Source organism: Psychrobacter cryohalolentis K5 (assembly GCF_000013905.1).
Classification (GTDB): domain Bacteria; phylum Pseudomonadota; class Gammaproteobacteria; order Pseudomonadales; family Moraxellaceae; genus Psychrobacter; species Psychrobacter cryohalolentis.
Map to the genome: position 1 here is coordinate 1,881,497 of NC_007969.1, position 25,243 is coordinate 1,906,739.

Genomic DNA, 25,243 nt, shown 5'->3' on the forward strand with positions numbered 1-25,243 from the left:
TTCCATTAAAAATGACGTTATATTGGGTGAGATATAAAACGGGAGAGAGGATTGATTGTATCAAGTAAAGGTTAATGTGCTGCTATATAGCATATAACAACACAGATTTTTATAAAATAACGACTCATGGTTTTTAAGTTACAGTAAAAACCTAATAATTGGTATTGCGATGCTCTTCTGACTCAGTATCAATCTGTTCGACCAATTCCTGCATATCCTCATCCATCACTTCATCCTCAGCCGCCGGGTAATGGCTTGGCAGCTCTAGCATTTGTTGGACAAAGGCATAACGCAGAGTATCGCGGCGTCCCAAATAACGCTGATAAAAACTTGAGTTCAACAGCCCTGCACCGCCCTGACCCATCGCCCAGATAGATGATAGGTAATCACGCGTGCTTAAGCTACTGTGCTCATCCTTCAGATAAGCACTGATAATATCAATCAAGCGCTTCATGCGCTGACGGCGAATATCATACAGCTCACCAAATAAGCGATTAAGACCCGTCACTGATGCCGCCAAACGCTCTTCGATTTGATTGAGTAGCATGGCTTTTTGTGGATTAAATAATTGCTGGAAAATCATACGAGCGACGCCTGCTGATGGGCAATCGTCAATACGATTAATCTCAAACAGCTGCTCTTCATAACGAATGATAATACGCAGATAGAGCTCATCTTTACTAGAGAAATGCTTATACAATGTGCCTTTAGCCAAATCAAGCTGGTCTGCCAAGCTGTCTAAAGTGATGTCGCCATCGCCTGACTCAAGTAGCAATTGCTCTGCCATTGCTAAGATATTCTCTTCTCGTACCTTGAATTGATGCTGACGACTCATAACTTCTCCTAAAACTTGACAATATCATGCATATGACCACAGTTCGTATTGGCATATCGGCATTCGGAGTATCAAATACTTCAAAGACTGCTTGACGAACACAATAAAGAAATATGCGTATGTTTGCTAAATAATCATTTATAATCATGTACTTATATTTAACGCTGCAAGACGGCATGCATAAAACAGCTGCCACTTGCAAGAAATGACTGAGTGGTCATAGCATAACCATTTTAATGATACTGTGCTAGTAAATTCTCAAAGTTTTTTGCAGTCAGTGTACCGACCTCTTCGCTACTGCAGCCATACATCTCTGCAATACAACTGGCAACATAAGGCACGTAAGCTGGTTCATTCGGGCGACCACGTTTGGGGACAGGCGCTAGATAAGGGCTATCCGTTTCGATCAATATCCTGTCTCTTGGCATATTTTTTGCCGCATCTTTGATATTTTGCGCGCTTTTAAAGCTGACAATGCCTGAAAATGAGATGTAAAACCCTAAGTCTAAGGCATGTTTTGCGGTTTCCCAATCTTCGGTGAAACAATGAATAATGCCATGCTCAGCACCTTCTGCTTTTAAAATATCAATCGTATCTTCTTTAGCATCACGCATATGGATGACAAGCGGTTTTTTTAGACTTTGGCTGGCATGAATATGACGGGCAAGGCTGGCTTGTTGCGCTTTTTTATTTTCTTTCGACCAGTAATAATCAAGTCCCGTCTCCCCTATTGCCCACACATGGTCAGCGCTAGCCGTTTCTATCAAACGTTCAACGGTTGCAGATTGTAAAACGCTGATATCTTCACAAGGGTGAATACCAACGCTCATGCCAAGATTGAGCGTTTCATCGCCGTAGGTGCTGACGATATTGGCAATCTCATCATATTCAGCAAAATCACACATAATTGCCATCGCGCGAGTGACATTGGCTTCTTTCATCGCGGCAATTGCGCCAGACAATTGACCATCGTATTTGGTCAAATCTAAACGGTTAAGATGGCAGTGGCTATCGGTAAACATAAACAATCTCGTTATAGTCATTTTTAAAAATTATTAGGATAAAAATTCAATTTGTATCGTATTTATTGTTTTGAAGCGGGCACTTTTCAAGCACTGCTTAACAAACTTACTTTTAATGCAATGGCATCTTTTAATATAGCGGCTCTCTACTAATGCAAAGGTACCACGCGCATCACCTCTTCCATGGTCGTTACCCCTTCACTAATACGCTTCGCACCTGATAGGCGTAATGGCTGTACGCCTTCACGGTATGCTTGCTGCTTTAATACATCCAGATTGGCATCAGCAGCGACCAGTTTTTTCAACTCATTTGATAATGGCATAATCTCATAAAGACCAATACGACCTTGATAACCAGTATGGCGGCAATGCTCGCAACCCTGTGCCTTATAAATCTGCGCTGGCACGGACGCGCGCCACGGCTGTACTAATTCTTGCCATTGAATGGCAATCTCGCTATCTGCCGTAACATCCACGGCTTGCTTACAATGTGGACATAATGTCCGTAATAAACGTTGTGCCATGATGCCCAATATCGTTGCTGACGTCAAAAAAGGCTGAATACCCAAATCGTGCAGTCGAGTAATTGAACTTGGCGCATCATTGGTATGCAAGGTTGAGAGCACCAAATGCCCTGTTAAAGATGCTTGTACCGCCATGTTTGCCGTTTCAGCATCACGAATCTCACCAACCATAATAATATCAGGGTCTTGACGCATCAAAGAGCGAATACCATCAGCGAAATGTAAATCAACTCCTGGATTAACCTGCATTTGATTAAATGCTGACTCAATCATCTCAATCGGATCTTCAATGGTACAGACGTTTACTTGTTCAGTGGCGAGCTGCTTCAGCGTACTATATAAGGTAGTCGTTTTACCCGAACCTGTTGGACCTGTCACTAGAATAATACCGTTTGGATGCGCTGTCAGCTCGTGCCAAGTCTCCAGCTGCTTACCTGACAAACCAAGCTGAGCAAAGGAGCGTACTAGTACCTCAGGGTCAAATACCCGCATAACCAACTTTTCACCAAAGGCAGTCGGCATCGTGGATAAACGCAGCTCCGTCTCTAAGCCTTTTGGTGTACGTGTTTTTAGTCGCCCGTCTTGTGGTTTGCGTTTTTCTGCAACATTGAGCCGTCCCAAGATTTTAATACGTGCCGTTACCGCCACTATAATAGCGAGTGGCATCTCATAAACACTATGCAGCACCCCATCAATGCGAAAACGCACCTTGCCCGTCTCACGACGTGGCTCTAAATGGATATCACTGGCGCGCTGCTCAAAGGCATATTGCAACAACCAATCGACGACTTTGACAATATGTTGGTCATTGGCATCGGGGTTGGTATTGTCCCCTAGCTGTAATAGTGCTTCAACATTAGTGATATCAGATGCGGCACGTTTATGTAGTGAGTTCGCCCCTGCAATCGCTTGCGTGACTTGGTAAAATTCTTGCCGATAGCGATTGATTTGTTCAGGATTAATAAAGACTGTACGATAGCTTTTTGACTTAATGAGCTTTTCAATATTGCCATGCCAATCGGTATAAAATGGCTGATCGGTACCGATAACCACCTCATCAAGCGTTACTTCAATCGGCAAAATATGCTGCGAGCGTGCATACTCAAACGACATGAGCTGCGTCACTGCTGGTACATCGACTTTTAACGGGTCAATACGGACCAGCGACATATCTGCTTTGGCAGCCAACCATTGATTGAGCCATGCCAAAGTTAATTTATTTTCAGTATTATTATCAAGTGCATGACTATTAGGCAGACCAAACTCACTTATAGTCAATAGCGGATGCTGACCCTTACTGCGGCGGCTGGTAATGACGAGATTATAACCCCGTTGGTCTATCACTCGATCTGCCAGCAACTCATCAAGGCACCAACGCAAATCAATTACTATCGAATACTGTTGAGCAGGCATATTTTTTCTTCTTTTATGGTTTAAAGCATTTGCGCAATGTTGATATTCATCTTACCTATTAGACTATATTGTGTCGATATCCGTTATCTGTAATTCACCTGAACCTATCAATTGAAAACTCACATCAACAGATTTATAGCGCATGATAAATGAAGTATTAACCTCTTTCTGGCGATAAGCAGGGCGTGGGTCTTGTGCTATCAACGCTTTAATATTATCAAGATCAGGCATAAGCAATTGTTTTTGCATTTTATGAATGACCGATTTTACCGTTGCTTTTTCATTGTGAGCTATTTTTTCTGCTTCATTGTGAATATGTTGATTGTCTATAATTTGCACAAACTGCTCATAGGCAACTTTAGTGACAGTCACCTCCAACAAATGCGGCGCAGAGGGCGCAAAACCGCTTTGTGCATCAGGTAACGCATCACTATAAGCCACATAAGGCTTGATATCGATAATTGGTGTACCATCTATCATATCAGCACCGCTAATGATAAGTAGCACCCGTCCTTCTACAATCTCAATAGCTTCAAGCTTAACCACAGACAATCCAAGCGCTGAGGGTCGATACATACTGCGACTGGCAAACACACCTATCTTTTGATTGCCGCCCAAACGCGGCGGTCGCACTTGCGCACGAAAGCTGCTATCCGCTTTATTAGCCTGTTTATCTTTATACAAATAGTTGTGATGAAACTGCCAACTTACCCATATATAGCTAAAATCCTCCAGCCCGATAAATGCCGCTGGCGTATCATAAGGCGCAATCATCTCAATCACGCTGGTCAATGCAACCAGATTTGGCTGTCTTGGCGCGCCAAACTTCTGTGAAAGCGGCGCACGATGGTAGCCGATAATTGGTGCTATATGATTACTCAATGAAGAAGCAGTCTGACAAGACATAAATCAAATCCAAAAAAACAGGGTTTTATAGTTCCACATAAGCGCTATACAAGCCATCTGTGACTAATTATAGATTATAACTCACTAACGATATTCCATTTTATCATGCTATACCAAAGCCGCTTGACGGATTTTTATTTTAAAGTTTGTTATGATGAGCGAGAAATTTATTGAGAATGGCTTGCATTCATCATTAATGGCTTAAAAATCGCGGTCATGCGCGCCGCATCACCTTATAACGCCGAATAATAATGTTAAAATAACAGAGTGATGGCTTAATTAGCATTGATAGCATTCATCTTCTATTAAAATTTTGCACCATTTTGACTTTATCATGAAAAATGGGTATTCAGCATTTATTTAGATTGATACAGATTACCACTTACTAACGAGGAATTTATGTCAAAACTTCGCACCGAAACGGTTACAGAGGTTCATCATTGGAATGATGCACTATTTAGCATCAAAACCACACGCGACGACGGCTTGCGCTTTCGCAATGGCGAGTTTGCGATGATTGGTTTGGTCGTTGATGGCAAGCCGTTGCTGCGCGCTTACTCGATTGCCAGTCCTAACTATGAAGAGCATTTGGAGTTTTTCTCCATTAAAGTGCAAGACGGTCCTTTAACGTCTCGTCTGCAACATATCAAAGTTGGTGATGAGCTATTGGTCAGTAAAAAACCAACGGGCACTTTGGTATTAGATGATCTATTACCGGGTAAAAACCTTTATATGCTCTCAACCGGTACAGGTGTTGCACCATTTTTAGCATTGGCACGTGACCCTGAAGTCTACGAGCGTTTCGAAAAGGTCATATTAGTACATGGTGTGCGCGGTATTAGTGACTTGGCTTATCGTGACATGTTCGAAAACGAGCTGCCGAATGATGAAATTTTTGGTGAAGATTTCCGTAAGAAATTCATCTACTACCCAACGGTCACTCGCGAAGAATTTAGAAACACTGGTCGTATTACCGACTTAATGAAATCTGGCAAATTTTTTGAAGATATCGGACTGCCTCCGATGAACAAGGAAGATGATCGCGTCCTAATTTGCGGTAGTATGCCATTTAATGCTGAAGTCTCAGCTATTTTGAATGATTTTGGTCTAACAGTATCACCGCGTATGGGTGTTCAGGCAGATTATGCGGTTGAACGCGCCTTTGTGGGTTAAAATCTAAACTTTTATTCAAAATACAATAAATAATTCTTGACGCTCAAAAATAGGCTGCTATAATACGCAGCCTATACAGAGATAACCCTGTAGCCCAATTCGATAATGTTTGCAGTATATAAACTTTATCACCTAACACGCCGGTGTGATGGAATTGGTAGACATGACGGATTCAAAATCCGTTGCCTTTAAAAGCGTGTCGGTTCGAGTCCGACCACCGGTACCAATTAGTAGTACAAGCAAGTTCGAGAATGACTGATTAGCCCTTATGTTCAATAGCATAAGGGCTTTTTTGTGTCTGTAGTAGTCTGAGCAGGTCTATAGCAAACTGAGATTAATAACAGTAAACTAGATAGTAATTACACCTTTTACTGTTTAATCAAAATGGAATTACTGTCTAACGATCAAAGTTAAGATTGGAGACGCTGTTAGAAAGTCAGGTTCTAATATGGTCTAGGCGATAAACCATTACACTTTCTCTGTTTCAGGCTTAGATATCGCTCGCCATAAAATCACAAATAGCGCGTCAAATTCTGCGTTTATCGGCGTATTTGTCTGCCGCATAATATGCATAAAACCTAGACGGCTGATAAAACCCATAAAAACATCAAATAGGATATATAGCGGCACGCTGTCGTTTAATACCCCTCGTTTTTGCCCATCTTCTAATACATCCAAAAATGCACCAATCAGCTCTTTATTCTCATAGATAGCAATACTACGAATGCGGGATACCGATATCGAGGACAGCACCATCACTGCATCTGGATGGCTGTCGACAAAATCAAAACATACCCAGAGTGTCTTGCGCAATCGATCTTTGACGCTATCAATCCCTTGTAAATGATCCATAATCCGCGTCGCCAACCTACCAAGTACGATATCCATAATGGTATTAAACAAAGTTTGCTTGTCACCAAAGTATTTATAGAGCGTTTGCAATGAAACGTTGGCAGACTTTGCAATTTGCGCCATCGTTACTTCACTAGGGTCGAAGCCTGCGAACACTTTACGAACCGCTTGCTCAATCTTATCCAAGGTGGCAGGTCGCATATCTGATAAGGGCGCTAAATGTTGAGAGGTCTCAATACCATCCTTTTGCTTGACCGCCTTCATTGTCATTCCTATTTACTCCCTTGTAATCTGTTTGGACTAGAGTCAATCACTTTATTCAATGAGCCAATTTTGTCTAAGGTAAGATGTATTACCATTTATTTTAAACGTGTTGAATAAAGCATTTTGGTCATCTAGTATATCTTCTTCAAGTTTTTATTTTAAAGAGTTTTTAATACCGAACTAAAGGGTAATATAAATTACCCTAAATATTAATTTAAACACCATAACTATCAAGGATGAACCACATGAGTATTGAAGGCTTTGCCTCAAACTGGATGACCGAAGAACACAGCATGGTATATGACAGTGCTTTGAAGATGTTTAAAAGCTGGGAAGATAAAGACGAGCAGTGGCGTGAAAACGGCATGATCGACCGTGAAGCTTGGCACGAGGCTGGCGATATGGGCTTTTTATGTGCGTCAATGCCTGAAGAATATGGCGGTGGCGGTGGTGATTTTGGTCACGAAGCCGCGATTCTTTTGGCTCAGGCACAGGCTAACCAAGCTGGTTTTGGTGGTATGGTTCACTCAGGTATTGTAGCGCCCTATATTTTAAAGCACGGTACTGAAGAGCAGAAAAAAGCATGGCTACCTAAACTGGCTACTGGCGAATCTGTTGGCGCTATCGCGATGACAGAACCAACGACAGGCTCTGACTTACAGGCAATAAAAACCTACGCGGTGAAAGATGGCGACGACTACATTATCAATGGTTCAAAAACGTTTATTACTAACGGTCAGCATACCAACCTTATCGTTTTAGCTTGCAAAACGGATCGCGATCAGGGCGCTCAGGGTGTTTCCCTGATTGTGGTCGAAACTGACGCTCTAGAAGGTTTCTCACGTGGTCGCAACCTCAAAAAGACCGGTCTATCTTCTCAAGATACCTCAGAGCTATTCTTTAGTAACGTCCGTGTCCCACAGAAAAATGTATTAGGCGGTGTTGAAGGTCTTGGCTTTATCCAAATGATGCAAGAGTTGCCGCAAGAGCGCCTGATTATTGCGCTAAGTGGTTGCGGTGCTATCAAGCTGGCTTTAGAGTTGACGCTTGAGTACGTAAAAGAGCGTGAAGCTTTTGGAAAGTCAATTTGGAAGTTCCAAAACACGCGCTTTAAGCTGGCTGAAGTTCAGGCCGATTACCTAGCCGTAAAAGCTTTGTGTGACTCTGCTGTTGAAGCGATGATTAATGGCACCTTAACCGCACCGCAAGCGTCATTAATCAAGTATTGGGTGACCGAAAAACAGTGCAATGTCATGGATGAATGCTTACAGTTATTTGGTGGTTACGGCTATATGACAGAGTACCCAATCGCTCGTATGTATGCTGATGCGCGCGTCCAAAAAATCTACGGCGGCACTAATGAGATTATGAAGGAATTGGCTTCACGCTTTATGTAATAGCGTTGGGGAAAACCAAGCCGCTTTATGAAAACCGTTACATGCAAATAAATACATGCCAGCCAATATACGAATGTTATTAAGCCAAATGTTCTTAAGTATTTAATTGAGGAGAGTACGTTCTCCTCAAAACTTCATTATCTAACAAATATCCAATGAAATATTAAAGGGACTTATTATGACCCAGACCGCTTATATCTATGATGCCATTCGCACCCCACGTGGCAAAGGCAAAAAAGATGGCTCCCTCCATCAGGCGTCACCTATCTGGCTGATTCGCACGCTACTAAAAGAGATGCAACAACGCCATAATTTAGATACCAGTTTGGTAGACGACGTCATTTTAGGCTGTGTGACACCAGTCGGTGAGCAGGGTTCTGATATCGCACGTATCGCCGTTATCGACGCTGATTGGCATGAGAGCGTAGCAGGGTTAACGCTGTCACGCTTTTGTGCGTCTGGTCTCGAGTCAATTAACCTTGCGGCAACCAAAGTCATGTCTGGTATGGAAGACTTAGTCGTCGCCGGTGGTGTTGAGTCAATGAGCCGTGTACCAATGGGTATGGACGGCGGCGCTTGGTATATGGATCCACGAGTAAACGATGCCGTTCAGTTCGTACCTCAAGGGGTTGGCGCTGATACCATCGCAACGCTAAAAGGCTTTAGTCGTAAAGACGTTGACGAGTTTGCATCAGAATCACACAGAAGAGCAGCGGCTGCATGGGGGAAAGGCTACTACGATAAGTCAGTCGTTCCCGTAAAAGATCTAAACGGTTTATTGCTATTAGACACAGACGAAACCATTCGTCCAAACACTTCAGTGGAAACGCTAGCAGGCCTAAACCCATCATTTATAATGTCAGGCAAAATGGGCTTCGATGGCGTTATTCTTGATAAATATACGACGATTGAAAACGTCAATCATGTGCACCACGCTGGTAACTCATCGGGTATCGTTGATGGTTCAGCATTGTGTCTTGTGGGTAGTAAAGCTGCTGGCAAAAAAGCAGGTCTAAAACCACGCGCTAAAATAACGATGGCATCTGTGATTGGCTCAGAGCCAACCATCATGTTAACTGGCCCTACCCCTGCCTGCAAAAAAGCACTGGCTAAAGCCGGTATGACTGCTGCTGATATCGACCTTTGGGAAATCAACGAAGCATTTGCAGCTGTGCCGCTTAATACCGCTGATGACTTTGGTCTCTCGCTTGATAAAGTGAACGTCAATGGTGGCGCTATCGCTATGGGTCACCCACTGGGTGCGACAGGCGCGATGCTGCTGACCACGGTACTTGATGAGCTTGAGCGCCGCGATCTAAAAACAGCAATGATTACCCTATGTGTCGGTGGTGGTATGGGTATTGCTACCATTATTGAGCGTGTTTAAGCCTCAAATATTACCTATATATGGACAAACCTACGCATAGAAAATAAGGATATCGAATGAACGCAAACAGTGTAAATGCCATTAATGAATTAAACAGTTTTTCAGCAGAATCAGACAACGGTATTATCACGGTTACTATCGATCAAGCAGATCGTAAGATGAATGTCATCGGTGATGGCTTTAATGACGCCTTTGCCAAATTGACGGATGCTTTTGTCAACGACCAAGAAGCAAAAGGTTTGATCCTCACGTCTGGTAAATCAACCTTTGTAGTTGGTGCAGATATTGACCAACTGGCCACTCTTGAAACTGCTGAGCAAGCGTTTGACTTGGTTGAGGACTTAAAAACTAGCCTGCGTAAACTTGAAACTTCAGGTAAGCCAGTGGTTGCTGCCATTACTGGTACGGCACTAGGTGGCGGTTTAGAGCTGGCGTTAGCCTGTCATTATCGCATCGCTATTGACTCTTCTCCAAAGACCGCGTCTAAAACCAAGCTTGGTCTACCTGAAGTTAAACTAGGCCTATTGCCTGGTGGCGGTGGTACTCAGCGTCTGCCACGCTTGGTTGGTATTCAAAAAGCTCTTGAGCTGATGACGCAAGGCAAAGAGCTGCGCCCACAGCAAGCGGTTGACATTGGTCTTATCGATGATGTGGCTGATGATAATGATGGGCTTATCAGTAAGGCTAAAGCGTGGATTAATGACAATCCAAAAGCGCAGCAACCTTGGGACAAAAAAGGCTTTAAAATCCCAGGCGGTGACAGCAAGCATCCTAAAATAGTGCAAGTATTTTCGATTGCGCCAGCGATGGCAAATCAAAAATCACACGGCAATTATCCTGCCATTACCCATATCTTATCTAGCGTATTTGAGGGCTGCCTAACCGATATCGATAACGGTCTTAAAATCGAATCACGCTTTTTTGTCGCTTGTGTATTATCAGACGCGTCCAAAAATATGATAAATACGCTTTGGACACAGTTAAATAGCATTAAAAAAGGTCAGTCACGCCCAGAAGGGTTTGAGCGTTCTAAAGTAAGCAAAGTCGGCATACTTGGTGCTGGCATGATGGGTGCTGGTATCGCTTACGTCTCAGCTAAAGCGGGTATGGAAGTGGTGCTGTTAGATACGGCTATCGAAGGCGCTGAAAAAGGCAAAAACTATTCTACTAAGTTGCTAGATAAGGCGATCAGCCGTGGTCGTTCAACACCAGAGAAAAAACAAGCACTGTTAGACCTTATTAAAACCACAACGTCTTACGACGATTTAGAAGGCTGTGATTTAATTATCGAAGCGGTATTCGAAGATGTAGACATCAAAGCTGAATGCACGCGTAATGCTGAAGCAGTAATTCCAGAAAATGCCGTTTATGCGTCAAACACGTCTACATTGCCTATCACTGAACTTGCCAAAGCCAGCAAGCGTCCAAACCAGTTTATCGGTCTACATTTCTTCTCGCCAGTAGATAAGATGCCATTGGTTGAGATTATCGTGGGCGAAGAAACGGACAATGCAACGTTAGCCAAAGGCTTTGATTATGTTGGTCAAATCGGTAAGACACCTATCGTTGTCAATGACAGCCGAGGCTTCTACACTTCTCGCGTCTTTGGTACTTATGTCTCAGAAAGTATTGCCATGTTAAGTGAAGGTATTCATCCTCGTAGTATTGAAGTGGCTGGTATGAAATCTGGTATGCCGATGCCGCCACTCGCACTGCAAGATGAGGTGTCACTAAGCCTATCATTACATGTCATGCAGCAAACCAAGCGTGCCTTAGAAGCGCAAGGCAAAACCTTTACACCGCATCCAGCCATGCCAGTGGTAGAAAAAATGGTCAAAGAACTTGGCCGTGAAGGTAAAAAGGTTGCTAAAGGCTTCTATGATTATCCAGAAAATGGCGAAAAGTACTTATGGTCTGAACTCACTGAACTGTACCCAATAACAGATGAGCAGCCGACTCAGCAAGACTTGGTAGACCGCCTACTTTACGTGCAAGCCAATGAGACCGCGAAGTGTTTCGAGGAAAACGTCGTACGTACGGTAGCTGATGCAAACGTAGGTTCAATCTTCGGTTGGGGCTTTGCACCGAACCAAGGTGGTACGCTTCAGTTTATCAACTCAGTAGGCGTTGATAAATTTGTTGAACGTAGCCGCGAGCTTGCTAGCAAATATGGTAAACGGTTTGAACCGGCTCAAATATTAGTGGATATGGCTTCAAGTGGTGAGGAGTTTATAGATGGCTAATCAAGCTGATGCTATGAAAAACTGCCTACAGGGGCTGCGCGTTGTTGATTTGACGCGCAACCTCCCAGGGCCTTTTGCGACTAGACTACTTGCTGACTTGGGCGCGGATGTTATTAAGATTGAACCGCTTAATGGCGATCCTGCCCGCGCCTTTGGCGAGCTATTCACCGCGTTAAACCATGGTAAAAAGACTCAAAAAATTGATTTTCGTGATTCAGCAGGTATTGAAACAATCAAAACGCATCTTAAAGATGCCGATGTGATGCTTGATAGTTTTCGCCCAGAAGTGCTTGAAGGTATAGGGCTGGACGCTAAGACCCTGCATGCTATTAATCCAAAGCTGGTCATGGTATCGATTACGGGTTATGGCGTTGTTGATGGCGAGAGCATTACCCATGATTGGGCTAATAAAGCTGGTCATGACATCAACTTTATGGCGATGAGCGGCGTGCTTGATCAGCTCAAAACCGCAGATGGTGATCAAGCAATGCCTAATATCCAGTTTGCAGATTTGGCAGGCGGCAGTGATACGGCAGTCATTACCCTTTTGGCTGCCGTGTTGTCAGCACAGCGCACGGGTAAAGGTCGTCACGTTGCGGTCAGTATGACCCATAGCTTGTATCAGCATCTGGTCATGCCAAAAGCAACTGGTAAGTTGGTTGCAAGCTTCTCTGGTAAAAACCCAAAGCCGGAGCATGATTTTTTAGGTGGTCTACTACCCTGCTATCGTTTGTACAAAACAGCAGATGATCGTCATATGGCAGTCGGCTCTTTAGAGCTAAAGTTTTGGCAAGGGTTATGTGACGTATTAGAATTACCTGAGCTCAAAACTAAACATTGGCAAATGGGTGTCATGCCTAATACCAGAGACAGCCAAGAAACGGCGCAATTGGTCGCTGATACCTTTGCCAGATATGGTCTTGCTCACTGGCAGCAGGTTTTTGAATCGGCAGATGTGTGCGTTACGCCAGTTCTTACACTAGAGGAAGCGCGCGCGCACCCTTTATTTGCGCACCAAGATGAGCATGGTGCAACATTAGGCTGGCAGTAAAATGACATAGTCAGGACGCTATGTTAAAGTTAATCGTCAAAAACCAAAGAAGGTTTATGTTGGAAAAAATCGTTCATGATACCAACATTACAAATATCAGCAGCAGCGGTATCGACACGATGGACACAAAAGGCTATATAAAATCTTCGTCGTTAAAGCAGATCTAAGTTTGACTAAAGAGGAAGTCTTGCAATTTTGCAAAGAAGGTTTGACGGGATGTAATAGTTATCGCGGTGATAGCAATAAGACACCGCATATGAACCTAAAACATTATTTGCATTGTTGTTTTTAATTATCTTTATTCAAGCATTTTGAGACATCAAAATAACCACTAATAATTACTCTTTTAGTTAAGAGCAGTCGTTGTCAGTGCCATTGGCAAGTATTTAACACCTTTTAAGTTGCTCTAAGCGAATCTATACAGGCATTACAAACTTAGCCAAAACAAACACCAACGCATAAACAAAGTTAAAAACGATCCCAATAAGGATCATCGCCAAAACGCTCAGCGATAAAATCGATTAGATAACGGCAGCGCTGCGATAAAAATCGGTTTTTGGGATAAACAGCATAAGCATTTAAAGTCGGCAATTGATACTGCTGCATGATGGGCACAAGTGCACCACTGGCTAAGGTTTTGTAAGTAATAAAATTGGGCAAAAAAGCGATTCCATGACCTTTTACCGCCATTTCTCGTAAAAAGTCGCCATTATTGACCTTTATCTTTGAGTTGATAGCGACTTGGTGCTTTTTACCTTGCTCGTCTATGAGCTCTATCGTGCTGGATTTGTTTAGACCGTATTGTAAAAACTCATGCTTGGCAAAATCTTCTAGGGTAGTTGGTGTGCCCATTTTACTCAAATATTCAGGGCTGGCACATAAGGTATAGCGAATTAGCGCCAGACGTTTGGCTTGATAGCTCGAGTCCTGCAGTTCTCTAATACGAATCCCCAATTCAAACCCTTCTTCAACCAAATCTGTATGCCGATCAGAGAAATCGAGCTCAAAGTTCAAATTGGGATGCTGATTGGCATATTCATCAATGACATCATTTAGATGCATCAAGCCAAATGACAATGGCGCGGTCATTTTTAAGATGCCCTCGATACGCGTAGGCGCACCACTGGTTTCTTCGTTTAGGGCGTCAACTTCGCTCAGTATATTGTTCACCTTTTGGTAATACTGCTCACCGGCTTGGGTTAAGTTGGATTGGCGCGTGGTGCGGCTAATAAGTTGACTGCCTAACCGCGTCTCTAAATCCTTGAGGCGACGGCTAACCGCTGATTTGGCAATATTTAGTTGTTCGGCAGCCTTGGTAATGCTACCGGCTTCAACAATGCGTACAAACATTGCCATGTCTTCTAATTGTCCCATATAAGATGCTCCTTGACTGTTCTCTAAATAAGAACTGTTATTTGCGATTATTACGGTTTATCTATACATGGTCAACAATTAAAATATAATCATTACTTAGCGACATACAAACGATTTAGATCCACATTGTGACATTTTTGGAGAATTACTATGGATAAATTACAAGAGCTTAGCGCCCCAATTGGTCGCCTATTTTTATCAATGATTTTTATCTTTTCAGGCTTTACCAAAATCACAGGCTACGCTGCTACTCAAGGTTATATGGAGTCGATGGGCGTACCGGGTATGCTATTACCGTTGGTGATTGCCCTTGAGTTATTTGGTGGCATTGCTATTTTGCTTGGTTTTAAAGCACGCCTGATTGCGTTATTGTTCGTGGGTTTTAACATTATATCAGCACTGCTTTTCCATCAGTTCTGGATTGATGAATCACAAATGAACCCGTTTATGAAAAACATCGCGATAGCAGGTGGTTTCTTAATGATTTTTGCTCATGGTGCAGGCGCTTATTCGATTGATCACAGCAACACGCGTAGATAACTGCCTATAACTAAAAGTAAGAAAACAATGGTTAAACGTGTATTTATACTCACTTATACTTATGACAGCTCCTTATCATGACAACTAACGCTCACAGCCCATCTAAGGATAACTTACCAAGTTTTTGGCAGCGTCATCAAACGCCTGTGTTATTGACAGTAGTTGGCGGTGCTATTGATACCATTGGTTTTATCACCTTGTTTGGTTTCTTCACCGCACATGTCACGGGTAACTTGGTGATGGCGGGCAGTGGCTTGGTGAAAGGTGAAGCCGGTCTATGGATTAAACTTGCCGCCTTACCGTTATTTATTTTGACGGTCATGGTGACCAAGATATTTATTGACCATAGTAAAAATAAACAGCTAACGCTGAGCCATTTATTCTTAGCGGAAGCATTTTTTCTGACCGCTTTTATGATTGCCGGTTTGTACTATCAGCCTTTTGTCGATGCTGGTGATATAACCGTGGCGATAACGGGTGGATTAGGCTTAATTGCGCTGGCGATTCGCAATACCGCTAGTAAAACGGTGATTAAGCATATGAGTCCGACAGTATTGATGACGGGTAATACTACGCAACTGGGTATCAATCTGACCGATTACTTGGTCAGTCGCACAGCGGACAATCGCAAAAAACTGGCACACAGCTCAGTATTGGTATCTAGCTTTTTAGTAGGTGCATTAGTGGGTGCGTTGTTATATATGCAGCTAAGTTTTTGGGCAGTAGGCTTATTTGTTTTGCCCGTGCTGTATCTATCAGTTAGGGCGCGTGATAGAGACTTTTTACAACATATTGCGTAATGGATTTTTGGGCTTATAGCAACCGTTTATGCAACTGACCCTGTTATAGAATCCATGGTTCCACTATGAATATGTGGCGCTATCTCTGCCATCCAATTGTTCTAAAAACAAGAATAGCTAATTGCATTTAACGTTGTTTATCTATTAGCTGACAACAATTATAATAGACCCATTGTTTAAGCAAGTTAATTAATAATAAATTTATAGACATTTAACCTATTAATATCTAAGGATAAATTATGAAAACCATCTATCATGCAGCAGATTCTCGTGGCGATGCCAACCATGGCTGGCTCAAAAGCAAGCACACCTTTAGCTTTGCCAATTATCACAATCCAGAACGTATGGGCTTTGGCGCGCTACGTGTCATCAATGATGACTTCGTCATTGGTGGTCAAGGCTTTGGTAAGCACTCACACCGCGATATGGAAATTATCAGTATTCCTCTATCCGGTAAGCTCGGTCACGGCGATAACATCGGTAATAATGGCATCATCGAAACCGGTGAAATCCAAGTCATGTCAGCGGGTACTGGTATCACGCACAGCGAAATGAATGGCGATGACAAAGAAGAGGTGAAGTTCCTACAGATTTGGGTTATTCCAAATAAAATGAACGTTGAGCCTCGTTATCAGCAAGTTCGTATGGACGATATCCTAAAGCCAAATGAGTTCAATCAAGTATTGTCACCCAATGCTGACGATGCAGGCGTATGGATTCATCAAGATGCTTGGTTTAGCATGGGTGATTTCGATAAAGGTGTTACCCATACCTATCAGCTAAAAGATCCTAACAATGGTGTTTATGTCTTTGTCATTAGCGGTAAAGTTGTCGTAAACGGTAACACTTTGGATACACGCGATGGCCTTGGTGTTTGGGATACTAAGAACTTTACGATGGACGTCATCGATGATGCTAAAGTATTGCTAATGGAAGTACCAATGAGCTAATGGACGCTTCAACGCATTTTAATTTATCTATACTAAAAGATAATTATTGGAAGTGTAGATACTGGATATAACCATTAATAGTACCGATCATTTATTAGTTCGAATCAATTTATATTAACCATGTGGAGAAATACTATGTCAGACCTAAATACCTTACAACAACTTGCTGAAAAACGCCGTTCTATCTATGCGTTGAGCAATCAATTACCCGTATCGAATGACGAAGTCGTTAAGTTGGTTGAGCATGCAATCTTGCATACGCCGTCGTCGTTCAACTCACAATCGACGCGTGTTGTCGTATTGTTTGGTGAAGAGCATCAGAAACTGTGGAATATCACTGAAGAGACGTTACATGCAATCGTTGGTGATGAAGAGAAGTTTAAATCAACAAAAGACAAAATCGCGGGCTTTAAGGCGGGTGCAGGTACAATCATGTTCTTTGAAAATCAAAGTGTCGTGAAAAGCATGCAAGAAAACGCGCCGTTATATGCAGATAAGTTCCCCATTTGGGCACATCAAACCAACGCGATGCATCAGTATGTTATTTGGACGGCTTTGGCCAGTATCGACGTTGGCGCAAATCTGCAACACTATAATCCTATTATCGATGACAAAGTTGCTGAAGCATGGAATATTGACAAAGACTGGACGCTAAACGCTCAAATGGTATTTGGTGCTATCGAGCAGCCTGCAGGCGACAAAACGTTTAAGCCTGTCGAAGAGCGCATGAAAGTATTTGGTTAATATCGCATAGTTTTCAATACTAAGCTGCTCACAATATAGACAATAAAACCGCTATCGAAATATCTTAGCGGTTTTATTGTTTTGACATTCTTTTAATTTAATTGTGCTTACAAGGTATTTACCACAGCAACCCACTTGCTTGTCATAATTTTGTATTGGCTTAAAAAAGCCTCCTTATTGGAGACTTTTCTGTGTACAGATTTTGAGCATTATTGCGGTAACAAGACATGCTTGCTCTTTTGATAAGCCGATAGACCACCTGCGCCTAACTCTCGACCAATACCACTTTGCTTAAACCCGCCCCAGCCTGCTTCTGGCAATACTATTTTTTGCTCATCTATCTAAATACGACCTGCTTGGATTAATGTCACCTCAGAAGGTTTTAACAGTACGTTACAGCCTGCAGCCAATGCAAAGGCTAATTTCCAAGCAGTGGTTACCATTGGAAAATTCCACGGGACAATAAGCGCACAGATATCAACGGGTGTAAGACCGATAGACTTGAGTAGTGACATCCACCGCCATATCTACGTGGACTTCTGCGCTCAGTCTGGTCGTAGTAATCACCTCTCCTAAATTTGGGTCATATAATGCATAAGTATCTTTCTCATCATTTCGGTCTACCGCTTCAATAGCTACCTTTAATCAGGCAAAATCGATTGCTGGCATAGCATTACGCACAAGCACATTTTTTAATACAACAGATGCGCCACAGTAGTAATGACCACCAAACTGATCAGCGTGCGCAGAATAAAAATCATAAACAGCTCTAGCACATTCAGCTTAATATTTGATTTTAGAATCAGCGCGCCTACCTCAGACATATAGATAATCTGGGTAATAGAAGCAGCACCGACGATAAACCTTGTCATCTCACTCTCAATACTTTTACCGACCAAAGCAGGCAGATACATATCGGCAAAGCCCATAATCATCGCTGGAGCTGCCTCTGCTGCCTCTGGAATCTGCAATAGTTCAAGCAATGGCACGAGCGGCGCCGACAGCCAATTAAATACCGGCGTGTATTCTGCCAAACCAAGACCAATGGTACCGATAGCAAAAATTACAGGAATGAGGCCAAGGTAGATATCAAACAAATTCTTTAAACTGTGTTTGAATACATTACCCAAACTTGGCATAGAATGCGCGCGCGTAACCGCACGATTGACCGCCCATTGGTAGGTAGAGTACTCAGCAGGAATACCTTCATCCAGCATGCTTTTGCCCGAGTGATAAGTATCAGGTTTTAGCGATAGCGGCGGTATACGCGGCATAATAATAGCGGCAATAAAGCCCGTTAACGCAATGGTTAGATAAAAGAAAACAAAGTTATTATCGACGCCGATGGTTTTAGCAACGACATAGGTAAAGGCGATGGACGTTACCGAAAATGTGGTGGCAATAATCGCAGCCTCACGCAGACTATAGTAGCTTTTATTGTACTCTTGCATGGTAACCAGCAAGCCAATGGAAGCGGCACCAAACCAAGAAGACATCGCATCGACCGCAGAGCGACCGGGTAACTTAAACAATTTAACAAACACTTTGCTGGATAAAGTACCCAAGAATTCCATCAAACCAAAATCCGTCAGAAACGGTAAAGATAAAATGGCAAAAAAGAACAAAGGAATCAAAATAGGGATCAGGTCTTCAAAAATCACGCTGCCGGTATTACGGTTAATAATAAACTCAGGGCCAACTTGTAGGTAAATCATCCATGCAAACAGAACGCCCAAAAAGCGCGCGCCAAGCCAAAACCAGTCCACATCAAAAAGCTTTGCCCACATAGAGCCTTCGTGCAAATTGGGTCTTAATACCTTAACTGCCAGCGCTCCAATAAAGGATGTCGTCACAATTGCCAATACTGCGTAAACAACATAACCTCCCAGCACTGCTTGCAGGGTATCGGTTAATACGCCCAGTAAAATGGTGATTTTGCCATCCCACTGAAAAGGTATGATAAATAATGCCATACCCAGCGCTGAAAATAGCAAAAACTTCCACATGGATGCTTGCCACTGCGCCCCTTGCGGCGTTTCTAGATCGACAGGGTCATTTCCCAAAATCGGCTGCTGCGACTTATCGATATAATTCGTCATTTAATCCTCCTTGATAGGCGACGATCGCCAAATTTCTTCCTTCGCTGTCTGACCTATCCCTAGTTTTAGCGAATTGAGCAAATAGTTGAATGCCGTTTTATTAGTTATTTTTCATGTAAATGATGCTTGATTACATCAGCTAAAACAGGTAAAACTCTTGCCCATTTCAAGAAGAAACTCATCGGCTTCATCAACCTCATAAATAATCGGTTGTTTGCCTTTGATGTCTTCTTTTAATGCCTCGAGCAGCTGCTGCTTATCTGTGATTCGACGATAACCGGCACCAAATCCTGCGGCTAATGGCTCAAAGTTCGGGGTTTTAATATTGACCCCGATCAGTGGCAGGCCGCCCTCTTCCATATAGCGGCGAATCTCACCGTAACCTTGGTTGTTCCATAACAGCACAATCAATGGTAGATCAAGCTCGGCGGCGCAGATTAGTTCTGTGATGGTAAACTGAATGCCGCCATCACCAATCAGACTCACAACCGGCGCTTTTGAGCCAATCATGGCACCAATCGCGGCAGGCAAACCATAACCCAAGGTGCCAAAGCCAGTCGATGAGTTAAACCATCGACGCGTGGCTAAAGCCTCAAAACCAAGGTTGCCACTATAAACAGGCTGGGTTGAATCGCCAACGAAAATGACGTCTTTTACTTCATCTCGAATCAGCTGTAGCAGTGCGTTTTGACCAGCAAAATTTGGCGTCATTTCTTCTATCAACGCTTGCTTTACCTTTGCTACTCGCGGTGCGGCTTGATGATTCAGCGGTTGATTTTCTAAGCGCGTACATAAACCGCTGATAGCCATTTGCGCATCTGACAATAGCGCAATATCTGCTCTAAACGGACGCTGTAATTGCTGAGCATCGCAGTCGATACGAATCAGCGTGCCATTGATTTGGAACCCACCATTAAAAAAGACGTCATAATCAGTCTCGCCAAGCTCAGTACCAATCGCCAATACTAAGTCGGCCTCGCTAATGACAGCGCGACCAACATCCAATGACTGATTGCTACCCAAACTCAGCGGATGAGCAGGCGGCAGTAAACCTTTGGCATTGATGGTCAAAAACGTCGGTGCATCGATAAGTTCTGCTAATTTTTGTGCGTCATGATTAACATCAACGCAGCCACCGCCATAGAGCAATACTGGATTTTTTGCGCTTTTAAGCTGCTCAACAATCAAATCCAATTGCGCAGGATGAGGTAGCGGTTTGTTTGCTTGTAGTTGCGTCGAAATATTATTAGTAGATTGGCTGTTTAGAGAAGCATCTAGCTTATTTAGCTTAGGCGGCTTGGCGACATGACTGGCATCGGCGGTAATCACATCAATGGGCAGCTGGATATGTACCGGCCCTGGACGCGCGCCATTGAATAACGCAAAAGCTTCAGCGATGACTTTTGGTAATGACTCAGGCTGCCAAATCGTTTTACTCATGAGCGCAACCTTACTGACCATACCTTGCTGATCGTGCAATTCATGCAAGTGCCCTTCACCGCTGCCGGTATGCTGCACTTTATTGACGCTAGATATCACCAGCATCGGTATAGAATCCGCCAATGCTTGTGCCATCGCCGTCATGATGTTGGTCATGCCGGGACCGGTGATGATAAAGCATACTCCAACTTTACCAGAAGCGCGGTAATAACCATCCGCCATAAAGCCTGCGCCTTGCTCATGACGCGGTGTCACGTGGCGAATATCGGTATTGGGCAGGCCACGATATAGCTCGACCGTATGTACGCCCGGAATACCAAATACCGTCTCCACCCCATAATACTCTAACCACTGAACAAGCAGCTCACCGCAAGTTAGAGATGAGGCAGTTGGCGCGGAATTTGGCAATGAAGAAGGCGTTTGTAGAGAATGCGTCATGAGTTAATCATCCTAAAAAAATTCAATAGCAATTAAATAAGTCGTTCAATATCAAATCCAAGCTAAACCCAAACTGCCCTTTAATTCCCTATAAAGGACAGTTTGGGTTTATAAATTATTTTCAATAAATGGCTTTAACCTTATCGTCATAGCGCACGCCCGGTAGAATACATAGCATCTCAAATAGCAGGTTCGCGGCTAGTACCGAGGTGTTACCAAACGGGTCATACGGCGGTGACACTTCTACTAAATCACCACCGACCACATCAAGGCCACGCATACCACGAATGATTTCAATACCTTGCGTTGACGTCAAGCCACCAATTTCAGCGGTTCCCGTACCCGGTGCAAAAGCAGGATCAATACCATCAATATCAAAACTTAAATAAACAGGGCCAGCGCCTAATTTTTCGCGCACTTCTGCCATCAAAGGTGTCAGCGATTTATACCAACATTCTTCAGCAGGCACTACGCGAAAACCTTGCTCGGTTGACCAATCAAACTCTTCAGCACTATAACCCGTACCACGTAAACCAATTTGTACCACACGATTACCATCGATGAGGTTCTCTTCAACTGCGCGGCGGAACGGCGTACCATGGGCAATTTTTTCGCCAAACATTTCATCATTGATATCGGCATGCGCATCGATATGCACCATACCAACAGGGCCATGTTTTTTGGCGAGCGCACGCAAAATAGGCAGTGCAATCGTATGATCGCCGCCTAACGTTAAAGGAATAGCGCCATGACTGACGATTTTATCGGTATAGAATTTCTCAATAATATCGACGCTTTTTAGCAGGTTAAAGGTATTGATAGGAACGTCGCCAATGTCAGCGACTTGCAAAGACTCAAAGGGAGCGGCGCGAGTGGCGACGTTATAAGGGCGAATCATGCGTGATTCATCGCGAATCTGGCGTGGTCCCAATCTTGCACCGCTACGGTTTGATGCGCCAATATCTAAAGGCACCCCAACGAATGCTACATCCAGTCCTTCAGCATCGGCTTGGGTTGGCAGGCGCATCATAGAAGCAAAGCCGCCAAATCTTGGCATATCGTTGCCGCTTAATGGTTGATTGAATTTCATCACTTACATCCTTGTATCGATTGGTCAAAACAGACAATTTGTCTATATTACTTTTTGTCTATATTACTTTTTATCTATGCCACTTTTTCTATAGCTCTGACAATACCTAAATATCAGAGGCGAGACCATGGTAAAATTTAGAAGTAAACTTCTGATTTTTCGTAGTAACTTTGATTTATTCGTTATTTATAGAAGTTTTATAAAAAAATCGGTTAAGACAATAGATACGGGGACATGACTTTCGATGCTAGATGAATTGATAAAAATTGACATCAAAACCCTGCGGAGCTTTATGGCCATCGTAGAGTGTCAAGGTGTGACCGCCGCGCAGTCACGCTTAAATGTCACGCCGTCTGTCATCAGCGGTCATTTGACCCATTTAGAAGACCGCTTGGGTATGACGCTCTGTCATCGTGGACGCGCGGGTTTTAAGCTCACCGAAGATGGGGCAGCGGTTTACGAGGCTTGCTTAAGCTTTAATGAAGCAGTGGCCAGCTTTCAGCATCAATTGCATTATATTCGCCAATTAGATTCGGTGCGTGGCGGTCATATTCGATTATGTTTGATCGATCAGATGCCAACGGTTTTTTATGATGCGTTACGTCAGTGCTTAGCAGCAAGCTATCGTAATAATCCATTAATACATTTTTCTATCGATGTGCAAAGCCCTGAGAGTATGCTTGATAAGCTTTTAAGTAATGAAAGTGATATTGGCGTGGGATATTTTGGTAGCTTCCCACCCCTATTAACTTTCCAGCCAGCATTTATCGAAAAGCAAGTGGTTTGCTGTGGACGTGAGCATCAGCTATTTTATGAGGCGGAAGGGTTAACCTTTGAGGGTTTGGAACAAAACTATCCATGGATAAAACGAGGCTATATTACTGATTTGAGTATCAATCATGTCCGCCCAAAAACGTTAAGCGCCACCACTTACCATATGGAGGCGACCGCGCAATTAATTTTGGCAGGTCATCATGTCGGCTACTTGCCCAATGATTTGGCAAAGCGTTATGAAGAGATGGGGATGATGAAAATACTACTGCCCAATGAGGCAAGTTACGAGGTCAAGCATCATTGGGCTTATCGAGAAAACCTTCATAAGCACGTCGCTGATTTTTTAGAGCAGATGATTAGCCTATTACGAAAAAACCCCTTTAAAGAATGAATATTCTTTAAAGGGGTTTATGTAGCCGTTATTTAATTAACTGATTGCGCTTTTTGATGCTTACGGACGCTAGACCCATCTTTACGCGTAATCGTTATCCCTGTAAAGCCAAACAATATCGTCAGTAGCAATGATAAATAGCAGAAGAACGCATAAGGTAGATAATCAAGCACTGGTACGCCTAACGCTTGACTGATAAACACACCGCACACACTCCATGGTACAAGTGGATTGATCACTGTACCGGCATCTTCAATGGTGCGTGATAGATTTTTTGGATGCAAGTTCAAGCGCTCAAACGTCGGACGAAATGCCGTACCCGATAAAAGAATACTCAAATACTGCTCACCGATAAGGACATTGATACTGAGTGCTGACATGGCAGCGGCAAAAATGGCGCGTCCTGCTGTCGTTAAACTGTCTTTAATACCAGATAACAATGCTGGCAAGATACCCAACGCCGTCAGCAATCCGCCTAAACTCAGCGCCAATATCACAATCGCTTGAGTAAAGAACATACTTTGCACACCGCCACGCGACAGCATACCGCCCACTTCACCAAGCTCCAATGACTCTGCGGGTGTATAACCTGCAAAGAAATAACCGCCCAACTGCCCAACGTTTGGCGTGCTATGCATATAAGTAATGATAATTGCCACAGCAATGGTACAAATAATGGTGTAAATGGCATTAACTCGAAATAGAGCCAGCGCAATCAAGACCACAAATGGTAATACCGCATAACCATGTACCAAACCACTGTCAATCAATTGTCCTTTTAGCACCGTTACTTGACTTAAATCTGAGCCAGCTGTCTGTCCTGAGAAAAACCAAAATAATATAACCGTTAATATCCATGCCGGCACTGTAGTATACATCATATTGCGTATATGCTCGAACAAATCGATGCCTACAACCGCTGAAGCAATGGTACAAGTGTCTGATAATGGCGACATTTTATCACCAAAAAACGCCCCTGATACCACAGCGCCTGCCGCTATCGCAACGTTAGCATCAAAGGCATCACTCATACCAATGAAAGCCACGCCAAGCGTCGCAGCAGTCGTCAAACTACTGCCCAAAGCAATACCAATAATAGAGGTCAATACAAAGGCGGAGATATAATAATACTGCGGAGATATCAGCTCAAAACCGAAATACATCAGCGTTGGGATGGCACCAGACATCATTAAGGCGGCGACCATCAAACCGATAAAGAAGAATAAATAGATCGCACCAATACCGCGCATAACGCCGGATGCCATTTGCGCTTGCATGTCATCAAAACTTAATCCTTTAAATATACCAATGCCTAGCAGGACACAGATAGCGAGGATCAATGATAAATGCGGTACCCAGCCAAAGCCAATCATGGTAACGCCCATGATAGCAATGACAATGGCTGAAATCATAAATGCCAGTTGCGGTGAGATTTGGGTTAGAATTTTTGGAGGCATCACACATCCTTAGAGTGCCAGTAGAGTCTGGCAACAGGGTTTGATTTTAGGGTGACAAGTTTAATCAGTTGCTAGCAGT

The 25,243-nt window shown here is 43.3% G+C and carries 21 protein-coding genes and 1 tRNA gene; 11 read left to right on the forward strand and 11 right to left on the reverse strand.

The window, feature by feature from the left end:
• Positions 1 to 151 precede the first annotated feature (151 nt).
• The 4 genes from PCRYO_RS07805 to tsaA all read right to left on the reverse strand — a co-directional run bounded on the left by PCRYO_RS07805 (position 152) and on the right by tsaA (position 4,700).
• Complete coding sequence (locus PCRYO_RS07805; protein WP_011513862.1) at positions 152 to 835, reverse strand: TetR/AcrR family transcriptional regulator; 684 nt, start codon at positions 833 to 835, stop codon at positions 152 to 154.
• Between the two features lie 233 nt (positions 836 to 1,068).
• On the reverse strand, positions 1,069 to 1,857 hold the full coding sequence (locus tag PCRYO_RS07810; protein WP_041753132.1) for a TatD family hydrolase: 789 nt from the start codon (positions 1,855 to 1,857) through the stop codon (positions 1,069 to 1,071).
• Positions 1,858 to 2,006: 149 nt separating this feature from the next.
• Positions 2,007 to 3,794, reverse strand: a complete 1,788-nt coding sequence (locus PCRYO_RS07815) for a GspE/PulE family protein (RefSeq protein WP_011513864.1) — start codon at positions 3,792 to 3,794, stop codon at positions 2,007 to 2,009.
• A 63-nt stretch (positions 3,795 to 3,857) separates the two neighbouring features.
• On the reverse strand, positions 3,858 to 4,700 hold the full coding sequence (gene tsaA, locus PCRYO_RS07820) for a tRNA (N6-threonylcarbamoyladenosine(37)-N6)-methyltransferase TrmO (RefSeq protein ID WP_011513865.1): 843 nt from the start codon (positions 4,698 to 4,700) through the stop codon (positions 3,858 to 3,860).
• 399 nt (positions 4,701 to 5,099) lie between these two features.
• Between tsaA and PCRYO_RS07825 the strand changes: the two genes are divergently transcribed.
• Positions 5,100 to 5,873: a ferredoxin--NADP reductase gene (locus PCRYO_RS07825; RefSeq protein WP_011513866.1), complete on the forward strand. Its 774-nt coding sequence runs from the start codon at positions 5,100 to 5,102 to the stop codon at positions 5,871 to 5,873.
• A 139-nt stretch (positions 5,874 to 6,012) separates the two neighbouring features.
• A tRNA-Leu gene (locus PCRYO_RS07830) sits at positions 6,013 to 6,099 on the forward strand.
• A 242-nt stretch (positions 6,100 to 6,341) separates the two neighbouring features.
• On the opposite strand, the gene PCRYO_RS07835 is transcribed toward PCRYO_RS07830, so the two are convergent.
• Entirely contained in the window at positions 6,342 to 6,995 is a 654-nt protein-coding gene (locus PCRYO_RS07835) for a TetR/AcrR family transcriptional regulator (RefSeq protein ID WP_011513867.1), read from the reverse strand.
• Between the two features lie 239 nt (positions 6,996 to 7,234).
• Between PCRYO_RS07835 and PCRYO_RS07840 the strand changes: the two genes are divergently transcribed.
• The 4 genes from PCRYO_RS07840 to PCRYO_RS07855 all read left to right on the forward strand — a co-directional run bounded on the left by PCRYO_RS07840 (position 7,235) and on the right by PCRYO_RS07855 (position 13,067).
• Positions 7,235 to 8,386 (forward strand): acyl-CoA dehydrogenase family protein, encoded by a 1,152-nt coding sequence (locus PCRYO_RS07840; protein ID WP_011513868.1) that lies wholly within the window; start codon positions 7,235 to 7,237, stop codon positions 8,384 to 8,386.
• Between the two features lie 178 nt (positions 8,387 to 8,564).
• Positions 8,565 to 9,773: an acetyl-CoA C-acetyltransferase gene (locus tag PCRYO_RS07845; protein ID WP_011513869.1), complete on the forward strand. Its 1,209-nt coding sequence runs from the start codon at positions 8,565 to 8,567 to the stop codon at positions 9,771 to 9,773.
• 56 nt (positions 9,774 to 9,829) lie between these two features.
• A complete protein-coding gene (locus tag PCRYO_RS07850; protein ID WP_011513870.1) occupies positions 9,830 to 12,016 on the forward strand; it encodes a 3-hydroxyacyl-CoA dehydrogenase NAD-binding domain-containing protein in 2,187 nt (728 codons plus the stop codon).
• Positions 12,009 to 13,067 carry a CaiB/BaiF CoA transferase family protein gene (locus PCRYO_RS07855; protein WP_011513871.1) on the forward strand — a complete coding sequence of 353 codons (1,059 nt, stop codon included), beginning with the start codon at positions 12,009 to 12,011 and terminating at the stop codon, positions 13,065 to 13,067. Before PCRYO_RS07850 ends, PCRYO_RS07855 begins: the two co-directional genes overlap by 8 nt.
• Before the next feature lie 468 nt (positions 13,068 to 13,535).
• Here PCRYO_RS07855 and PCRYO_RS07860 read toward each other — a convergent pair whose 3' ends face one another.
• Positions 13,536 to 14,441, reverse strand: a complete 906-nt coding sequence (locus tag PCRYO_RS07860) for a LysR family transcriptional regulator (protein ID WP_011513872.1) — start codon at positions 14,439 to 14,441, stop codon at positions 13,536 to 13,538.
• 150 nt (positions 14,442 to 14,591) lie between these two features.
• Between PCRYO_RS07860 and PCRYO_RS07865 the strand changes: the two genes are divergently transcribed.
• The 4 genes from PCRYO_RS07865 to PCRYO_RS07880 all read left to right on the forward strand — a co-directional run bounded on the left by PCRYO_RS07865 (position 14,592) and on the right by PCRYO_RS07880 (position 17,475).
• Positions 14,592 to 14,981 (forward strand): DoxX family protein, encoded by a 390-nt coding sequence (locus PCRYO_RS07865; RefSeq protein ID WP_011513873.1) that lies wholly within the window; start codon positions 14,592 to 14,594, stop codon positions 14,979 to 14,981.
• A gap of 77 nt (positions 14,982 to 15,058) precedes the next feature.
• Entirely contained in the window at positions 15,059 to 15,781 is a 723-nt protein-coding gene (locus tag PCRYO_RS07870) for a YoaK family protein (RefSeq protein ID WP_011513874.1), read from the forward strand.
• Positions 15,782 to 16,020: 239 nt separating this feature from the next.
• On the forward strand, positions 16,021 to 16,731 hold the full coding sequence (locus PCRYO_RS07875; protein WP_011513875.1) for a pirin family protein: 711 nt from the start codon (positions 16,021 to 16,023) through the stop codon (positions 16,729 to 16,731).
• A 135-nt stretch (positions 16,732 to 16,866) separates the two neighbouring features.
• Positions 16,867 to 17,475 (forward strand): nitroreductase family protein, encoded by a 609-nt coding sequence (locus PCRYO_RS07880; protein ID WP_011513876.1) that lies wholly within the window; start codon positions 16,867 to 16,869, stop codon positions 17,473 to 17,475.
• A 341-nt stretch (positions 17,476 to 17,816) separates the two neighbouring features.
• Here PCRYO_RS07880 and PCRYO_RS13085 read toward each other — a convergent pair whose 3' ends face one another.
• The 4 genes from PCRYO_RS13085 to speB form a co-directional block, all read right to left on the reverse strand.
• On the reverse strand, positions 17,817 to 17,990 hold the full coding sequence (locus PCRYO_RS13085; protein WP_228707432.1) for an aldehyde dehydrogenase family protein: 174 nt from the start codon (positions 17,988 to 17,990) through the stop codon (positions 17,817 to 17,819).
• A 177-nt stretch (positions 17,991 to 18,167) separates the two neighbouring features.
• Positions 18,168 to 19,574, reverse strand: a complete 1,407-nt coding sequence (locus PCRYO_RS07885; protein WP_011513877.1) for a YjiH family protein — start codon at positions 19,572 to 19,574, stop codon at positions 18,168 to 18,170.
• A gap of 135 nt (positions 19,575 to 19,709) precedes the next feature.
• Positions 19,710 to 21,452: a 5-guanidino-2-oxopentanoate decarboxylase gene (locus tag PCRYO_RS07890; protein WP_011513878.1), complete on the reverse strand. Its 1,743-nt coding sequence runs from the start codon at positions 21,450 to 21,452 to the stop codon at positions 19,710 to 19,712.
• Positions 21,453 to 21,573: 121 nt separating this feature from the next.
• Entirely contained in the window at positions 21,574 to 22,542 is a 969-nt protein-coding gene (gene speB / locus PCRYO_RS07895; protein ID WP_011513879.1) for an agmatinase, read from the reverse strand.
• A gap of 244 nt (positions 22,543 to 22,786) precedes the next feature.
• Here speB and PCRYO_RS07900 point away from each other — a divergent pair, with 244 nt between their 5' ends.
• Positions 22,787 to 23,707: a LysR family transcriptional regulator gene (locus tag PCRYO_RS07900; RefSeq protein WP_011513880.1), complete on the forward strand. Its 921-nt coding sequence runs from the start codon at positions 22,787 to 22,789 to the stop codon at positions 23,705 to 23,707.
• A 32-nt stretch (positions 23,708 to 23,739) separates the two neighbouring features.
• Here the strand turns inward: PCRYO_RS07900 and nhaC are convergent, their stop codons facing one another.
• Positions 23,740 to 25,164, reverse strand: coding sequence for a Na+/H+ antiporter NhaC (gene nhaC, locus PCRYO_RS07905; protein WP_011513881.1), 1,425 nt, complete (start codon positions 25,162 to 25,164; stop codon positions 23,740 to 23,742).
• Positions 25,165 to 25,243 lie beyond the last annotated feature (79 nt).

Bases quoted from the DNA above. Each gene is read 5' to 3' on its own strand.
- tsaA (WP_011513865.1), bottom strand. From the start codon at position 4,700: ATGTCTTGTCAGACTGCTTCTTCATTGAGTAATCATATAGCACCAATT.
- speB (WP_011513879.1), bottom strand. From the start codon at position 22,542: ATGAAATTCAATCAACCATTAAGCGGCAACGATATGCCAAGATTTGGC.
- PCRYO_RS13085 (WP_228707432.1), bottom strand. From the start codon at position 17,990: ATGTCACTACTCAAGTCTATCGGTCTTACACCCGTTGATATCTGTGCG.
- PCRYO_RS07845 (WP_011513869.1), top strand. From the start codon at position 8,565: ATGACCCAGACCGCTTATATCTATGATGCCATTCGCACCCCACGTGGC.
- PCRYO_RS07815 (WP_011513864.1), bottom strand. From the start codon at position 3,794: ATGCCTGCTCAACAGTATTCGATAGTAATTGATTTGCGTTGGTGCCTT.
- PCRYO_RS07850 (WP_011513870.1), top strand. From the start codon at position 9,830: ATGAACGCAAACAGTGTAAATGCCATTAATGAATTAAACAGTTTTTCA.
- PCRYO_RS07825 (WP_011513866.1), top strand. From the start codon at position 5,100: ATGTCAAAACTTCGCACCGAAACGGTTACAGAGGTTCATCATTGGAAT.
- PCRYO_RS07870 (WP_011513874.1), top strand. From the start codon at position 15,059: ATGACAACTAACGCTCACAGCCCATCTAAGGATAACTTACCAAGTTTT.
- PCRYO_RS07885 (WP_011513877.1), bottom strand. From the start codon at position 19,574: ATGACGAATTATATCGATAAGTCGCAGCAGCCGATTTTGGGAAATGAC.
- PCRYO_RS07855 (WP_011513871.1), top strand. From the start codon at position 12,009: ATGGCTAATCAAGCTGATGCTATGAAAAACTGCCTACAGGGGCTGCGC.
- PCRYO_RS07805 (WP_011513862.1), bottom strand. From the start codon at position 835: ATGAGTCGTCAGCATCAATTCAAGGTACGAGAAGAGAATATCTTAGCA.
- PCRYO_RS07835 (WP_011513867.1), bottom strand. From the start codon at position 6,995: ATGACAATGAAGGCGGTCAAGCAAAAGGATGGTATTGAGACCTCTCAA.
- PCRYO_RS07810 (WP_041753132.1), bottom strand. From the start codon at position 1,857: ATGTTTACCGATAGCCACTGCCATCTTAACCGTTTAGATTTGACCAAA.
- PCRYO_RS07865 (WP_011513873.1), top strand. From the start codon at position 14,592: ATGGATAAATTACAAGAGCTTAGCGCCCCAATTGGTCGCCTATTTTTA.
- PCRYO_RS07860 (WP_011513872.1), bottom strand. From the start codon at position 14,441: ATGGGACAATTAGAAGACATGGCAATGTTTGTACGCATTGTTGAAGCC.
- PCRYO_RS07880 (WP_011513876.1), top strand. From the start codon at position 16,867: ATGTCAGACCTAAATACCTTACAACAACTTGCTGAAAAACGCCGTTCT.
- PCRYO_RS07890 (WP_011513878.1), bottom strand. From the start codon at position 21,452: ATGACGCATTCTCTACAAACGCCTTCTTCATTGCCAAATTCCGCGCCA.
- nhaC (WP_011513881.1), bottom strand. From the start codon at position 25,164: ATGCCTCCAAAAATTCTAACCCAAATCTCACCGCAACTGGCATTTATG.
- PCRYO_RS07840 (WP_011513868.1), top strand. From the start codon at position 7,235: ATGAGTATTGAAGGCTTTGCCTCAAACTGGATGACCGAAGAACACAGC.
- PCRYO_RS07900 (WP_011513880.1), top strand. From the start codon at position 22,787: ATGCTAGATGAATTGATAAAAATTGACATCAAAACCCTGCGGAGCTTT.
- PCRYO_RS07875 (WP_011513875.1), top strand. From the start codon at position 16,021: ATGAAAACCATCTATCATGCAGCAGATTCTCGTGGCGATGCCAACCAT.